This window comes from Paraburkholderia sp. BL23I1N1 (genome assembly GCF_003610295.1).
In the GTDB taxonomy this organism is placed as follows: domain Bacteria; phylum Pseudomonadota; class Gammaproteobacteria; order Burkholderiales; family Burkholderiaceae; genus Paraburkholderia.
Map to the genome: position 1 here is coordinate 100146 of NZ_RAPV01000003.1, position 14824 is coordinate 114969.

Genomic DNA, 14824 nt, shown 5'->3' on the forward strand with positions numbered 1-14824 from the left:
GCGCGTATAACCATCCCATTGGATGTTATGTGGATGGTATGAGAACGCCAACCGGATGCCAACCGGATGCCATCCGGATGTCAAACGAGATCTCAATGGCCAACCTCAAACTCGTCGATACCTCGCGCCCCAAAGGCGGCGAGACCGAAAAAATCACCATCAATCTCGGCCCGGTCGACCTGGGCCAGATCGATTTACTCGTCGAAGAAGGTTTTTACTCGAACCGCACCGATCTGATCCGTACGGCGATCCGCAACCAGCTCGTCGTACACGCGCAGGTCGTCACGCAAACCGTGACGCGGCGTGCAATGGTGCTCGGCTTGCAACACTTCTCAAAGCAGGACCTCGAAGCCGCTCAAGCCGCGAACGAGCGGCTGGACATTCATGTGCTCGGCCTCGCCCGCATCGCAGCCGATGTGCCGCCGGAACTCGCGGCGGCCACCATCGCATCGGTGGTGGTGCTTGGCGCATTTCACGCCTCGCCCGCGGTCAAGGCGGCGCTCGCCGGCCGCATCAGGTAGGCGCGGCCGGCAGCGCTCACCTGATGGTTGACCGCGTGCAGAACACGCGGTCAAGCTCATGAGACTCATCGCCTGACCTGGCCACGCTCAATGCAAGTCAATGCAGCAGCACACGATCATGAAAATGAATGAAGATTTCCTGAAGTCGATGAAAGAGGCCTTCCACCTGCTGCGCACAAAGGGGCCGAAGGAAGCGACCGCGGCGGTTCAACGCGCGCTCGCGCGCGGTGCGGCTGAAGCGGGTCATACGCAAACCCCGCAAACGCCGCACACGCCGCAGAACATCAGCGAATGGGCACAAGCGTGGACGCAAGCGCAATCACACACCACCATCACGCCGCATGCCCCCGCCGAGCGCACTTTCGACTCCGACACGCCCGGCACCTTCAGCACCCACACGTTCAGCAACAGCGCGGGCCAACGCCAATACAAGCTCTACGTGCCCGCCGTCTACAACAACGAACCGTTGCCGCTGATCGTGATGCTGCACGGCTGCACGCAAAACGCCGACGACTTCGCGGCCGGCACACGCATGAACGAAATGGCCGAGCGTCACGGCTTCATCGTCGTGTATCCGAATCAGTCGCACGCGGCCAATCATTCGGCATGCTGGAACTGGTTCAAGCCTGCCGACCAGCAACGCGACCAGGGCGAACCGTCGCTGATCGCGGGCATCACGCGTGAGGTAATCGCAGGCTATCGTGTCGATCGGACGCGCGTGTACGTGGCGGGTCTGTCGGCGGGCGGCGCAATGGCGGATGTCATGCTGGAGACCTGGCCCGACCTGTACGCGGCGGCCTGCGTGCATTCCGGCCTCGCGTATGGCTGCGCGAAGAACCTGCCCTCGGCGCTCGCCGCGATGAAGGGCGGCCGCGCGCATCGCAACCGCCCACACGCCGAACCGCAGCGCCCGCTCATCGTGTTTCATGGCGATGCGGACACGACGGTGCATCCTTCGAACGCCACAGCGCTCGTGGCAGGCTTCGACGCCGGCGTTACGACAGTCAGCGTGCCGTCACATGCAGCAGGTACAGCAGGCACGGCGAACAGCCAGCGCGGTTGCACGGTGCAGCGGCTTGTTGCGGAGAATGGCGTCGAGGCGGAATACTGGTCGATTCATGGCGCGGGCCACGCATGGGCAGGCGGCAGTCAGCGCGGCTCGTTCACCGACCCAGCCGGCCCCGATGCGACAGCCGAGATGCTGCGCTTCTTCCTCGCCCACCCGCGAGCCTCAGGTACGCACTGAGCGCGTCAAGCCGTACCCAACGGTTTCAGCAAATTTCGCAACGCCGCGACGGTGATGGGCCGCGAGAACCAGAACCCTTGCGCCTCGTCGCAACCAAGCGCTTCCAGTTGCGCGGCCTGCTCGGCCGTCTCCACGCCCTCGGCCGTCACGCGCAGCTTCAACGCATGCGCCATGGCAATAACGGCGCCGACAAGCAACGCGCATTGCGGATCGGTATTCATACGCATCACAAACGAGCGATCGATTTTTATACGGTTCAGCGGAAAACGCGTGAGATAAGCGAGATTTGAATAGCCGGTGCCGAAGTCATCCACTGCGACTTCAACGCCTAATTCGCGCAACGCATGCAGCGTCTGCAAGGCCTGCTCGGTATCGCCCAGCAGCACGCCCTCGGTGATTTCCACTTCGAGGTACGAAGGATCGAGCGCGGCGTCTTCGAGCGCCTCGCGGATCGTCTCGAACAGATTGTGCCGCTGGAACTGCTGCGGGGACACGTTCACCGCGATCCGTGGCATGGTACCGGTGAGTCGCAGCAATTTTCCGGCGTCGCGGCACGCGGTACGGATCACCCACTCGCCGATCTGCTCGATCAGGCCCGCCTCTTCCGCGACCGGCACGAATTCGACCGGACTGATCAAACCACGCTGCGGATGATTCCAGCGTAGCAGCGTCTCTACTTGCGCGATGCGTCCGTTGGCGAGCGTCACCTGCGGTTGATACACGAGATGCAGTTGCTGACGCTCGAGCGCTTCGCGCAGCATCGCCTCCAGTTCGAAGCGGCGCGCCGCCTGGCCTTCGAGCGCGGTGGAAAAGCGCCGCACCGCATTGCCACTCACCGCCGAAGCCGCCGACAACGCCACCCCCGCGCGGCGCATCAGTGTCGGCGCATCGGCGCCATCGGCAGGATAGGCGACGATGCCAATACTCGCTGTGATGTTCAGCGCTGTACCCGCGTAGTCGATCGATTCGGCGATGCGACTCAGGGCCTCGGCCGCGAAAGAATCCGCGGCCGCGCCGGTTTCGTTGACCAGCAGCGCGAATTGCGTGCCGCCGATCGAGGCGATCGTACCGTCGTTGGGAAAGAGACCGCGCAGCCGCTCGCCGACGATCTGCAACACCAGCTCGGCCGCATGCAAACCGAGCGCGTCGCGCAGCTTGCGCAAATGATCGAGCTCCGCGATCAGCACCGTGAAGCCGGTGCCGCTCCGCTGACAACGCGCGATCGTGAGCTCGAGGCGTTCTGTGAAAAGCGTCTGATTCGGCAGGCGGGTCACGCCGTCGTGATGCGCGACGTACCACAGCCGCGCCTCGGATTGCGCGTAACGCGTCATGTCGATGGCGATGCCGACATAGCGAGCGGGCCCCGTAGCTACGCCACCGGAATGCGTCGGCTCGGCGGCGAGCGGCGCCAGTGCGAACACCACGCGAATCGGGGTGCCGTTGCGCCGCACGTAGGTCCATTCGCCTTCATAGCGCGAGCCCAGCGCCGACAGCGGCGGCAATTCGGCGCGCCGCCTCGCGAGTTCGGCCGGATCGTGCAAGGACTCAAAGGTGCGCCGGCCGATCAAATCTTCGGCGGTAAAACCGGTCAGTTTTTCGAAAGCCGCGTTGACGGAGCCGAACGTGCCGTCGGCCATGCAGATGAACATGCCGTACGGCGCCGCGGCAAGCGCGGCGTCGCGCGTGCGCGCTTCGGCGTAGTAGGAGTCTTGCATCGCGCCGGCCTTTGAATTTCCTGGGTATTGACAGCGAATGAGGAAAGCGAGTGAGCGCTTTTCTTGACGCGTACAGCACAACCGGCAAAGCAGGCGGATTCGGTCCAATCCGCCGGGTCAGCGGGTGTATCAGCGTGCGTATGATAGCGGCTTTCCTGCCCGGAACCGCCGGGCAGGCCGCGCATTCTTCGCGGCAATCGTTTTCCTCGGTGTATTCCCCAGTTCCGGTGCAGATTGCCCTTTGTCGCGCACATCATAAAGCGTCCGCTATTGCCGGGATACCCAGCGCCTCATGACCCAACGCGCACCGGCTTTCGACACCCTCGCACAGGGCTTCGACGGATTGACGACCGTTATATCCGGCGATATATTTTGCTCGCGATCCTTCAATAAAAAACCACTGCCCCACTGCATGGATCCGCACGAAACAGGGTCCCGCATTTCATGTCCAAGGAAATCATCGATTCGCACCTGCTCAAGGTGCTGCACACACTTCTGAGCGAATCGAGCGTATCGCGCACGGCAGCGTTGCTCGGACAATCGCAGCCCACTGTTAGCGTGGCACTGCGCAAACTGCGCGACATGACCGGCGATCCGCTGCTGGTGCGCAGCGGCAGCCGGATGGTTCTCACCGCGCATGCGCTCACGCTGATCGAACCCACGGCGCAAGCGCTGAACAATATCGCGGCCATTCTGCATCCCACCACGTCGTTCAATCCGGCCACCACCAGCCAGACCGTCCGGATCGGCTCGCCGGACTATCTCGATGCGTTCTTCGTCCCCGCCGTGGTGGATGCATTTCATCGCGAAGCGCCCGGCGCAAAGCTCGAGTTCAGACATCTGATGATGGTGGACGGCGGCTACGAGGATGGCCTGGAAAGCGGCTTTCTCGATCTGGTGATCGGCAACTGGCGCACGCCGCCCGAGCATCTGCATTTGCAGCCGTTGTGCAAGGACGAACTGGTGTGCCCGATGCGCAACGGCCACCCGATCAAACCGGGGCGACTTAGCAAGGCCGTCTACGAAGAAGCGGAACACCTGGCCGTGATGACCTACAACACGACGGCATGGGGCACGGTCGACGTCGAACTCGCCCGCAACGGCCTCGCGCGCACCGTCACCACGACGCTGCCCTACTTCGGCATGGCGCCCTACGTACTGGCGCGTTCCAATCTGCTGTTCACCACCACTCGCGCGCTCGCCACGCACTACACCCGGATGCTGCCGCTGCGTATCGAGCCGATTCCCGGTGAGCCGCAGGCGCTCACCTACCATCAACTCTGGCATGACCGCACGCATCGCGTGCGTCGCCACAATCAAGGCGAAGCCTAATGGACGCTCGCTGTCGGCATGCCGGCATACGGCGCGAGCTGCATGCTTCGCCGCGTCGCCGGCGGTTTCGATCGACCATGCGCCCTCGCCCTCGGGCGTCACGACAACAGCGGGACTCGCGGGTGTCTTCACGGTAATCGGCATCACCGGAAAAGCGACGCGCGTCGGCTGTCCGGCCAGCGTGCGCGCAAGTGCGCGCGCGGCGTGCATGATCGGCAGAACATACGGCTGCACTTTGCCTTCGATCGCGGCACAGTCGCCGAGTGCGTAGATATCCAGCGCGCTGGTGCGGCACCACGCATCGGTCCGAATGCCCTGATCGATTTCCAGACCCGCTGCCGCGGCGATTGCCGTCCGCGGTGTGAGGCCGACCGCCGACACGACCAGATCCGCGTCGATCGGCTCACCTTCGGCGAACGTCAACCGGTAACCGTCCGACAAGCGGTCGATACGATTCACACTGCGGCCAGGATGAAAACGGATGCCACCATCATCCAAGGCGCGCGCGAAAATCTCACCCACGTCTTGCGGAAGCAGGCGAGCCAGCGGCGTCGAAGCAGGATCGATCAGATTGACCGCATAACGGGCGGCCGCCAGATCGTTGGCGAACTCGCAGCCGATCAGCCCCGCACCCAGAATCGCCACGGAGCGGCAACGCGTAAGCGCCAGCCTGAAACGCGCGTAATCGCCGAGATCGTTAATCGACATTACGTCAGCCGCGCCATCTCCCGCCACCTTCAGGCGGCGTGGGTCCGCACCCGTGGCCAGCACCAGCTTGCTATAGCCGAGCAACGCGTTGTCGACAACCAGCGTGCGCTCGGCCGGCAATATGCGCTCTACACGCTGGTGCACGCGAATCCACGCACCCAGTTGCGCGGCCATCGCCATCGCGTCGGAACTCGCCAGCGCTTGCGGTTCTTTCTTCATGGTCAATGCATTCGACAACATTGGCTTCGAATAGAAGCTGCCGTCGTCGCGGCTGATCATCACGATCGGCGCGGTACTGTCGAGCTTGCGCAATTCGCGCGCGACCGTATAGCCCGCCATGCCCGTGCCGACGATCACCACCGGCTGTCCATTGTCCTCATGCTGAGCGGCCGTCATGCGATCACCTGCATTTCAAAATCGTGTTTGCCGGTCGCGCAATCGGGACACAGCCATTCGTCCGGCGCGTCTTCCCAACGCGTGCCCGGCGCGATACCCGCTTCCGGCAGACCCAGTGCTTCGTCGTAGCGAAAGCCGCAGATGACGCATTCCCATACTTTCATGGCTTCTCTCCCTAATCCCGAATCACCAATTACAAATCGCACCGCGAACTAGCGCACATAGGCCTGGCCGAGACCAATCCCAGCCAACGCGCGACGGTACGCACCCGACGAACGGTCGGCGAGAATCGGCGCTTCCGCCGCACGGTCGATCGGCAAATCTTCCGGGCGCTGCTGCTCGACGATCGCACGATCTTCTTCGAACACCTGACGATTGAATGCGTAGACGTCCTCGAGCGGCAAATCCTTATCGAAGTTGCGCACGATCGGCACGAACAGACGCGTCTTGCGCGCGGACACCGGGCTCGCGGCATTCAGGATCGACAGGCGTCCGTTATCGGGAAAGTGCACGGTCAGGCGCGCAAAGAACGGCACGTCGACGTCGAAAAAACGGTGCCACAAATAGCCCTCCGGCGCGCGATGCTGCATCGATTTCGGGAAGTTGCTGACCGTGCTCACGTACTCCGCATGCATGCCGCGTTTGCGCCGCTCGACGGAATACTGCGGCACCACCGGGTTGTGCCGGTCGGCGAAGCTGTCGTGGTGAATCCACGCGAAATGCGCGACGTCGATGAAGCCTTCGGTCTGACGTCCGGCCGATGCGTTGATGTCGATCGAGGGCGGCAGGATCTGCTGGAAATCGGGATCGTCCCAGTGGGGAAACGCCGGCAGCGCTTCGGCGCCGCCACCAAGCGAGACCCATACGAGGCCGTAGGCTTCCTGTGTTGAGTACGTGACGAGATGCAGGCGCTCGGGAATCGGGCCGTCCGTTTGCGACGGAATGTGCTTGCACTTGCCGTCGTTGCCGTACGCGAGACCGTGATACGGACACACGATGTTGTCGTTAGCGACCCACCCCTGGCTGAGCGGCGCGCCGCGATACGGACAGATATCGCGCGCGCTCACGAGTTGACCGTTCGAGCGGAATACGACCAACGGTTCGTCGAGCAGCGTCACGCTGATGGGTGTGTCGGTCACGTCGGCGGCGAATGCCACCGGATGCCTGTAGCGGCTGAGGATCTCCAAGTCGTGGCTATCGAAGGTGCAATTGCGGGGTAAGGCGGGGGAACGTTGGAATGTCAGCGGGGTAGCGGTGGCCGTAGCGGCGGCAGTAGCGATGGCGGAACTCATGCATGTCTCCAAAACCTGGTGGGGGTTCGTCGCGCTCGTGTATGGTCTTGGGCGCGTGGAGAGAACGATAGCGGGATGAGGTCCGCCGACCCATCCCCTGAAGTGCATCTGGTCTATGTACGAAAAAGCATAGGGTGCCGCAGCAGCGCTCGATCAACGCTTGCTGAAACGCCTACGACGCGTGCGGCAGCGCGGCTTCGATAAACACTGCGCACAGCGCTTCCATGCCCTTCGCGTCTTCTTCGTCGAAGCGCGCGACAATCGGGCTGTCGACATCCCACACGCCGATCAGCGTGCCGTCCGGCGCAACGAGCGGCACGACGATTTCCGATTGCGACGCCGAATCACAGGCGATATGACCGGGGAATTCATGCACGTCGCGCACCACTTGCGTCTGACGAGTCTGCGCAGCCGTGCCGCACACGCCCTTACCGAGCGCGATGCGCACGCAAGCGGGCTTGCCCTGGAACGGCCCGACCACCAGTTCGCGGCCATCGTGGAAGTAAAAACCGGCCCAATTCAGATCGCTCAGGGAATGAAACACGAACGCGGAGAAATTCGCGGCGTTGGCGACCCAGTCGGTTTCGTCGGCGAGCAGCGCGCGTGCCTGAGCGACCAGCTCTTCGTATTGCGCGGCTTTGGGGAGATGCGAGGCGGAGGAGACTTCGAACATGACGGCGTCCGTGATGAAAGCGGAAAGAGGAACTGCGAGGCATGCAGTTTAAAGCAAGCCGCCGCTTCCTTCACGGCGCTGCGCGTTGCGCTTCCCGCCCTCTTTCCGTCCGCCCTACGTGCGTCCTGACGGCATTGTCCAGACGTTAGCCCGGTGAACAACGCCATGCGTCAAGCGTTATTCCACGCCGACGATTACGCTCGATGCCTTGAAAATCGCCGTCGCCGCTTTGCCGCTTGCAAGACCAAGGCGCTCGACGCTTTCATTGGTGATGATCGCGGCAATCTGCGCGCCGCCCGCACTGATGGTCACTTCCGAATTCACCGCGCCCCTGGTGACGGCCGACACGGTGCCGGCGATGCAGTTGCGTGCCGACACCTGGCTCTTCGTCCCGTCGACCATCACGATCACCGACGACGCCTTGACCAGCGCGAATGCCTTCTTGCCGGCGGCGAGGCCGAGCGACGTCGCGCTGCCGTGCGTAATGATCGCCACGATCTCGAGCCCGTCCTGGGTGCGCAACGTGACTTCGTCGTTCACTGCGCCGTGTTTGACTTCGGCGACTTCGCCGGTAAATTGATTGCGTGCGCTGGTTTGCATGGTTTTCTCCTGGTTGTGGGGCCTCGTGAAAGACGATTCGAGGCGATGTGTCGAGTGTAACGAGGCGTCCGGCCTGAGCGGCCGCTTGTGCGTGAAGTGCGGTATCGCACAGCCGCTATTGACGATTCGAATTCCAATGAAAACACACAACCATTGTGTAAATACACTCATAACATCGTAAATGCATAAGGCAAGCAATTGCCTTCATGCCGTCGCCATGTCGTGAAAAGCGGCGCTCATGCGCGCGAGGCGCCGGTAAGCGTGAGAAAGCCCCGCTCGCTCGTTCCACCTCAATGCGGCAGGCATCCAACGCCTGGTCCGTCCCGCGACACCGTATCATCGTGCCCTCGGACCACCACTGTCGAAGCCTATGCCTGTCGCCGTCCCGTCCCGCCCTGCCGCACGCTTTGCTGCACGTATTGCTGCACAACTCGCCGCCCGGTTGCCGCGCGCCCGCCGCGCCGCCACATTCTGCGCGGCCCTCGCAGCCGCAGCGACCCTCGCCGCCTGCAGCAATCCGTCGCCGACGCGCGAAGCCCACGCGAGTGTCGACACGATCGCCCTATTCCCGATCGGCAATTACGACCAGAACGTCGACCACTGGCTTGAACCGGACAGTCCCGGCTACGACCAGCCGTTCCTGAGCCCCGCGGATCAGCAGGCGCACTTCAGCGCCCTCTACGCGCGCTATTTCGGCACCGGCACAACGGCGCCGTCGCCATGGAATTCCGCCTACGTGGCGATGCGCGTCTACCGTCAGCAAGGCGCGGACATTGTCGCGCTGCAGCAGCGCCGCATCGACAAATTCGACAACACCGGTAAAAGCGGCGCGGCGCTCGGCTATGGCGAGAATTTCCGGCCACACGACAAGGCGTGGATCGACGCCATCGCGCAAAACATGGAGATCGGCCAGTTCACGCGGGCGGCCATCTACAAACCCGAACGCCGCGCGATCGCCACCAGCAATCTGATGGTGCGCGAACTGCCGACCATGGACCCGTCGTTCTACGACCGCCATCTGGCCGGCGAAGGCTATCCGTTCGACAACCTGCAGATTTCGGCGGTGCGCCCCGGCACGCCGCTGTATGTCCTGGGTAGCAGCGCTGACGGCGCGTGGCGCTACGTGCAGACGCCGGACGTGCAAGGCTGGGTGCGCAGCGACGGCGTCGGCCTGACCGACGACGCCTTCGTCGACACGTGGCGCGCCGCCACCGCGAAGTCGCTGGGCGCGGTAACGGTCGCCTCGGCGCCGGTGCGCGACAGCCGCGGCGTGTTCCGCTTCGACGCGCCCGCCGGCACGCTGCTGCCGCTCGCCCCCGAGAACGCCGCGCGGCCGGCAGCACCGGCAAACAAAACCGCAAGCGCAGACGCCCTCGTTGCCCGCAAACTCCTGGTCCCGGCCCGCGACGTGGACGGCAAGGCGATCATCCGCACCGCCCAACTGAGCGATACGCAGATCGCCCCGATGCCGCTCGCCGCCACCCCGCGACACCTGGCGATGCTGATGAAAACGCTGATCGGGCGGCCGTACGGCTGGGGCAATAGCGGCCTTTACAACGACTGTTCTTCGGAACTGCAAAGCATTTTCGCGACGTTCGGCGTGTGGCTGCCGCGCCATTCGTCGACACAGATGAGCGCCGGACGCATGATCGATCTGTCCGCGTCGACGCCGGCGCAACGGCTCGACTACCTCGCCCAGCATGGCGAACCGTTGCGCACGCTGATTTACATCGGAGGCCATGTGATGCTGTACATCGGCAACACGACCGGCAACGGCACCGCGGTGCCGGTCGTCTACCAGGACGTATGGGGCTTACGTCCGGCCGACAATAGCCGGCGCGCGGTGATCGGCGGCTCGGTGATCCTGCCGCTGTCCGAACACATACCGGAAGACGCGACGTTGCAATCGCTCGCCGGGACCCCGACGTTCCAGATCAGCATTCTCGGTGCGCCGGGCGGCGCAGCGGCAGCGCCTTCCACACCGTCGGCGCCCGGTACACCCGCCACTCCGCCGGACGACGACAATCCAGCCGGTTGAACCTGCTCGCCGGCCCACACCGCACGGCCGTGCTTAAAAATATTTTTCCCGGAGTGTCGATTCGGAGGGGGTGTACTCGTCGTAACGTTGAAGGCCTGGCTCACCCAGTCAGTCTTTCAACTCACGAACCTGTTACTTCAAGGAGTCGCCGTCATGTCCAGCCCCGCTGTCAAACCGATCCCGGACGGGATGCACTCGCTGATCCCGTATCTGATTTGCGCCAACGCCGCGGACGCCATCGCGTTCTACACCAAGGCTTTCAACGCCGTCGAGCAATACCGCCTGCCCGGGCCGGGTGGCAAAGTGATGCACGCCAGCCTGAAGATCGGCGACTCCGTGCTGATGCTGACCGACGAATGGCCCGACCACAACGCGCTGGGCCCGAACGCGCTGAAAGGCACGCCGGTCACGATTCATCACTACGTGGAAGATGTCGACGCCAGTTTCAAGCAGGCCGTCGAGGCCGGCGCGACCGTCGTCATGCCGCTTGCCGACATGTTCTGGGGCGACCGCTACGGCCAGTTGAAGGACCCGTTCGGCCATTGCTGGTCGCTCGCCACGCACAAGCGCGACCTGACCCCGGAACAGATTCAGCAGGGTATGCAGAATATGGAGTGCGGCCAGAAATAAGCCGCGCGCCCATCCAGGACGAGGAGGTCGTATGCAAAAGATTGCGCCATGCCTGTGGTTCGACGGTAACGCGGAAGAAGCCGCACGCTTCTACACGTCGGTGTTTTCGAATTCCCGCATTGCCACCTCGATGCATTACACGGACGCCGGCCCCGGGCCGGAAGGCCGCGTGCTGGCCATCACGTTCGAGCTCGAAGGTCAGGAGTTCATGGCCTTGAACGGTGGCCCGCAATACACCTTCTCGCCCGCTATCTCGCTGTTCGTGCACTGCGCGTCGCAACAGGAAATCGATAGCTATTGGGCAAAACTCTCCGACGGCGGCACGCCGTGGCAATGCGGCTGGATTCAGGACAAGTTCGGCGTTTCGTGGCAGATCGTGCCGGACGTACTCGGCCAGATGCTGCGCGATCCTGATACCGCGAAAGCGAGCCGCGTGATGCAAGCCATGATGAAAATGGTCAAGCTCGATATCGCATTGCTCGAACAGGCTTACCGGGGTGGTCGACGAGAACTTTGATAGGATCGGTCTCGACCCATGAATCGGCCCATAAATTGGCCAATAAGCGGCGGGACATGAACGGTGCGCGTCAACCATCAGGCTTTTTTCTGCTCGCTGTTTGTCGCGCGTCTGGCCGATCAGGTCCTGCTGTTCCTCGTCCCGCTCGTCGTGTTTCAGACGACACACCAGGTATCGTGGTCGGGTCTCGCGTTCTTTATCGAAACGCTGCCGCGCTACCTGGTCTTTCCTTTCTTCGGCGCCTTGTGCGACCGCATTTCACCTCTGCGGCTGATGCGGATCAGTCAGACCGTGCGCGCGCTGGTGTGTTTCGGCGGCGTATTCGCTTACGTGCTGTTTGGCGGCATCGGCTGGCTGATCGCGCTGTCGGCGTTGTGCGGTGTGCTGACGAGCCAAGGGCTGGTCGCACGCGAAGTGATGCTGCCGCAAATCTTCAGCACGCAACAATTCCAGCGTGTGCTCGCCTATTCGCAGTTGGCCGACCAATTGGGCTTCGTACTGGGCCCGATGCTAGCCGCGCTGTTGCTCGGCATGTGGCGCTGGGAGTGGGTGGTCGGCGCAACCGGCGCGCTGTTTCTCTTTGCCGATGCGGCGCTGCTGCTGTGGCAACACACTAGCGGCTTCCGCGCTAGTGAGCCGCCTCCCGCCGCGCCAGGTCACTGGACGATGCCCCTGCGCATCGCGCTGCGCCACGTGCTGCTGTTACCCGGCCTGAAAAAAGTCGTGCTGCTTGCCGCCGCCGAAAATCTGGTGATCGGCGTGACCCTCGCGACATCCGCCGCGATGGTAACCGGATTTCACGCGCAATCGAACCGCTACTACGCCGGCCTGCAGACCGCCGGCGCCGTGGCCACGGTGTTGATTCTTTTGACGATCGCACGGAACGCCTGGCCTGCGCAAACACTCGGCCGGGTCGCGTTCATTTCCATCTGTGCCGGTGGCGTGATCGCCGGTGCGAGCGCTGCGCCCTGGGGCTATGCGCTCGGCTTTCTGCTGATTGTCGGTTTCGACAAGATGTTCAACGTCTACATCCGCAGTGCACGGCAGAAAATCATTCCGCCCGAAGACTACGGCAAGACGACCGGCGTCGTGATCCTGTTGAACAACATGACGCAACCGCTCGCCGGTTTGCTGGTTGGCGTGTTTTCCTCACGAGCGCGAACCGGCTTGCTGATCGTGGCGCTTGCGGTGGCGATGGGTTGCATCGGCGTGGCGGTGTCGGTCGGCTCGGCGCTGTTGCGGCGCAAGCGCGCGCTGGCGCTTGGGGAATGACGGCGCGCGCATGCCTCGGCTGAAGGCCGTCAATACCATTGCGCGGTTTGCAGCACCCGCATCGACCAAAGTTTTAATCGCGCGAATGTCAATCAGGACGATTGACATTAAATAAATCATTCGGCGCGCATAATAATACACATCTTCACCTCAATAAAAATTCAAAAAAAATTCATCGTCATTAGAAAAAACTACCTGAATTAAGTATTTTCCCGAATCCACATGCAGAAACAATTTCCCAATTCATCCCTACTCTCATGCCCACGTATCGCAGGCTGCATCCGGCATTCCGAAATATTTACTCAACGCAAGAATTTGTATTACAAAGAAAGTCTGGTGTAGACTAAATTTCATCCAATGCGTCGGCTCTCACATAACGCGATTACGTCACCCCGAAATATCCATTGAATTGAACCACTATCCGGCTGATGCAATTTCAAATTGCCCGCGCAATTGGAAAGTCCGCGTCCTGTCGGCTTGCGAGGTCTCGATATGAAAAAAAAACTGCTGTCGTCCAGCCTCATCGTCGCCTTGATGTTCGGCTTGCCTCTACAGCTCGCGCGGGCTGCCACCTATTCGAACGGCACCGCCGTCGCCACCTTCAATGTCACGCTGACGTTGAACGCCAACTGCTCGATTAGCGCCAACCCGCTGAACTTCGGCAGCAACGGGGTGCTCGGCACCGCGATCAACCAGCAGACCACCGTCGCTGTAACCTGCACCAACACCACGCCGTACAACGTCGGGCTCGACGCCGGCACGGTCACCGGCTCCACGGTGACGAGCCGCCTGATGGCCGGCACGGCCACCGGCAATACCGCCACCACCGTCGGGTTCCAGCTGTATCAGGACGCCGGCCACACGGCCTTGTGGGGCAATACGCAGGGCACCAACACGGCGAGCGGCACCGGTACGGGCTCGGCACAATCGATTGTCGTGTACGGCCAGGTGCCGGCGCAGTCCACCCCAAAACCTGATACCTATCAGACCACCGTTACAGCGACGGTCTACTTTTGACGCGGTACGCCAGCACGCACGTCGCGAGCGCCATGAGCGCGCCTCGCCGGCTACTGACGGCAAGCGCATTCGCATGGTGTCTGACGGCATCGCTCACGCAAGCCGCGACGCTGCAAATCTCGCCGGTGATGGTCGATATGTCCGCGGACGCGAATGCGACCGGCATCACGCTGAAGAACCCCGGCGAGACACCGCTGTTTGGCCAGGTGCGCGTGTTCCGCTGGGATCAGGCAAGCGGCGAAGACACGCTCACGCCCACTCAGGACCTGGTGGCAAGCCCACCGCTGATCCAGATCGCCGCGCATGCCGATCAGCTGGTGCGGCTGGTGCGCTCGACGCCTCAGCCGTCGAACGCCGAGCAGGGCTATCGCGTATTGATCGACGAGTTGCCCGAACCCGATGCCGCGCCCACTAGCGGCGTGACGATCCGCCTGCGCTACTCGGTGCCGGTGTTCGTCGAGCCGCCCGTCGACATCGGCCAGCCGAAACTGTCCTGGCGTCTGTCACGCGGCGCGCAAAGCTGGATGCTGCAAGTCGACAACGCAGGCAAAAAGCGCGCGCAGATCGCCGCCGTGCAATTGATCGACAACGCAGGCAACGTCTACGTGATCAACAAAGGACTGCTTGGCTACGCGCTGGCTGGCCGCGAGCGGCACTGGCCGGTCACGCTGCCGGACAACGCCGCCCGGAACGGTCCGCTCAAGGTGCGCGCCGCGGTCAACTCGCTGCCGGCTGAGGCGACGGTGAATGTCGAGTGAGCACACGCGGGGGTCAGGGCCGACCTGCGTGCTGACGACAGGCACGCAAGGCCGCCCCTGATCGAGCCTGGAACACCGGGAACGGACACGATGCACCGCCAAGCAATCG

General features: G+C 62.8%; 14 protein-coding genes and 1 pseudogene. 9 read left to right on the top strand and 6 right to left on the bottom strand.

Features of this window, described 5'->3' with window-relative positions:
- The first annotated feature begins 95 nt into the window (after positions 1–95).
- Together B0G76_RS39660 and B0G76_RS39665 are read left to right on the top strand one after the other, a co-directional pair.
- Positions 96–521 carry a CopG family transcriptional regulator gene (locus B0G76_RS39660; protein WP_120298189.1) on the top strand — a complete coding sequence of 142 codons (426 nt, stop codon included), beginning with the start codon at positions 96–98 and terminating at the stop codon, positions 519–521.
- 118 nt (positions 522–639) lie between these two features.
- Complete coding sequence (locus B0G76_RS39665) at positions 640–1767, top strand: PHB depolymerase family esterase (protein ID WP_120298424.1); 1128 nt, start codon at positions 640–642, stop codon at positions 1765–1767.
- 5 nt (positions 1768–1772) lie between these two features.
- Here B0G76_RS39665 and B0G76_RS39670 read toward each other — a convergent pair whose 3' ends face one another.
- Complete coding sequence (locus B0G76_RS39670; RefSeq protein ID WP_120298190.1) at positions 1773–3482, bottom strand: bifunctional diguanylate cyclase/phosphodiesterase; 1710 nt, start codon at positions 3480–3482, stop codon at positions 1773–1775.
- Between the two features lie 444 nt (positions 3483–3926).
- On the opposite strand from B0G76_RS39670, the gene B0G76_RS45050 reads away from it, so the two are divergent.
- Positions 3927–4814, top strand: a complete 888-nt coding sequence (locus B0G76_RS45050) for a LysR family transcriptional regulator (RefSeq protein ID WP_409076785.1) — start codon at positions 3927–3929, stop codon at positions 4812–4814.
- On the opposite strand, the pseudogene B0G76_RS45055 reads toward B0G76_RS45050, so the two are convergent.
- From B0G76_RS45055 to B0G76_RS39700, 5 genes and pseudogenes are all read right to left on the bottom strand, one after another.
- Positions 4791–5918 (bottom strand): annotated as a pseudogene (locus B0G76_RS45055) (NAD(P)/FAD-dependent oxidoreductase); the annotation flags it as partial. The gene B0G76_RS45050 and the pseudogene B0G76_RS45055 overlap by 24 nt on opposite strands.
- On the bottom strand, positions 5915–6082 hold the full coding sequence (locus B0G76_RS39685; RefSeq protein ID WP_120298191.1) for a rubredoxin: 168 nt from the start codon (positions 6080–6082) through the stop codon (positions 5915–5917). The pseudogene B0G76_RS45055 and the gene B0G76_RS39685, both read right to left, overlap by 4 nt.
- Positions 6083–6130: 48 nt before the next feature.
- Positions 6131–7210 carry an aromatic ring-hydroxylating dioxygenase subunit alpha gene (locus tag B0G76_RS39690; protein WP_120298192.1) on the bottom strand — a complete coding sequence of 360 codons (1080 nt, stop codon included), beginning with the start codon at positions 7208–7210 and terminating at the stop codon, positions 6131–6133.
- Positions 7211–7382: 172 nt separating this feature from the next.
- Entirely contained in the window at positions 7383–7883 is a 501-nt protein-coding gene (locus B0G76_RS39695; RefSeq protein ID WP_120298193.1) for a GAF domain-containing protein, read from the bottom strand.
- 177 nt (positions 7884–8060) lie between these two features.
- Entirely contained in the window at positions 8061–8483 is a 423-nt protein-coding gene (locus B0G76_RS39700) for a molybdopterin-binding protein (protein WP_120298194.1), read from the bottom strand.
- Between the two features lie 370 nt (positions 8484–8853).
- On the opposite strand from B0G76_RS39700, the gene B0G76_RS39705 reads away from it, so the two are divergent.
- From B0G76_RS39705 to B0G76_RS39730, 6 genes are all read left to right on the top strand, one after another.
- Positions 8854–10521, top strand: a complete 1668-nt coding sequence (locus B0G76_RS39705; protein WP_120298195.1) for an SH3 domain-containing C40 family peptidase — start codon at positions 8854–8856, stop codon at positions 10519–10521.
- Positions 10522–10674: 153 nt separating this feature from the next.
- A complete protein-coding gene (locus B0G76_RS39710) occupies positions 10675–11151 on the top strand; it encodes a VOC family protein (RefSeq protein WP_120298196.1) in 477 nt (158 codons plus the stop codon).
- Between the two features lie 31 nt (positions 11152–11182).
- Positions 11183–11668 (top strand): VOC family protein, encoded by a 486-nt coding sequence (locus tag B0G76_RS39715; RefSeq protein WP_120298197.1) that lies wholly within the window; start codon positions 11183–11185, stop codon positions 11666–11668.
- A gap of 63 nt (positions 11669–11731) precedes the next feature.
- A complete protein-coding gene (locus tag B0G76_RS39720; RefSeq protein ID WP_120298198.1) occupies positions 11732–12940 on the top strand; it encodes an MFS transporter in 1209 nt (402 codons plus the stop codon).
- 492 nt (positions 12941–13432) lie between these two features.
- Positions 13433–13957, top strand: coding sequence for a spore coat U domain-containing protein (locus B0G76_RS39725; RefSeq protein WP_120298426.1), 525 nt, complete (start codon positions 13433–13435; stop codon positions 13955–13957).
- A gap of 53 nt (positions 13958–14010) precedes the next feature.
- A complete protein-coding gene (locus tag B0G76_RS39730; RefSeq protein WP_409076786.1) occupies positions 14011–14715 on the top strand; it encodes a molecular chaperone in 705 nt (234 codons plus the stop codon).
- The last annotated feature ends 109 nt before the right edge of the window (positions 14716–14824 follow it).

Coding starts and splice junctions, on each gene's coding strand:
- B0G76_RS39690 (WP_120298192.1), bottom strand. CDS start 7,210: ATGAGTTCCGCCATCGCTACTGCCGCCGCTACGGCCACCGCTACCCCG.
- B0G76_RS45050 (WP_409076785.1), top strand. CDS start 3,927: ATGTCCAAGGAAATCATCGATTCGCACCTGCTCAAGGTGCTGCACACA.
- B0G76_RS39695 (WP_120298193.1), bottom strand. CDS start 7,883: ATGTTCGAAGTCTCCTCCGCCTCGCATCTCCCCAAAGCCGCGCAATAC.
- B0G76_RS39725 (WP_120298426.1), top strand. CDS start 13,433: ATGAAAAAAAAACTGCTGTCGTCCAGCCTCATCGTCGCCTTGATGTTC.
- B0G76_RS39705 (WP_120298195.1), top strand. CDS start 8,854: ATGCCTGTCGCCGTCCCGTCCCGCCCTGCCGCACGCTTTGCTGCACGT.
- B0G76_RS39715 (WP_120298197.1), top strand. CDS start 11,183: ATGCAAAAGATTGCGCCATGCCTGTGGTTCGACGGTAACGCGGAAGAA.
- B0G76_RS39665 (WP_120298424.1), top strand. CDS start 640: ATGAAAATGAATGAAGATTTCCTGAAGTCGATGAAAGAGGCCTTCCAC.
- B0G76_RS39660 (WP_120298189.1), top strand. CDS start 96: ATGGCCAACCTCAAACTCGTCGATACCTCGCGCCCCAAAGGCGGCGAG.
- B0G76_RS39710 (WP_120298196.1), top strand. CDS start 10,675: ATGTCCAGCCCCGCTGTCAAACCGATCCCGGACGGGATGCACTCGCTG.
- B0G76_RS39685 (WP_120298191.1), bottom strand. CDS start 6,082: ATGAAAGTATGGGAATGCGTCATCTGCGGCTTTCGCTACGACGAAGCA.
- B0G76_RS39670 (WP_120298190.1), bottom strand. CDS start 3,482: ATGCAAGACTCCTACTACGCCGAAGCGCGCACGCGCGACGCCGCGCTT.
- B0G76_RS39700 (WP_120298194.1), bottom strand. CDS start 8,483: ATGCAAACCAGCGCACGCAATCAATTTACCGGCGAAGTCGCCGAAGTC.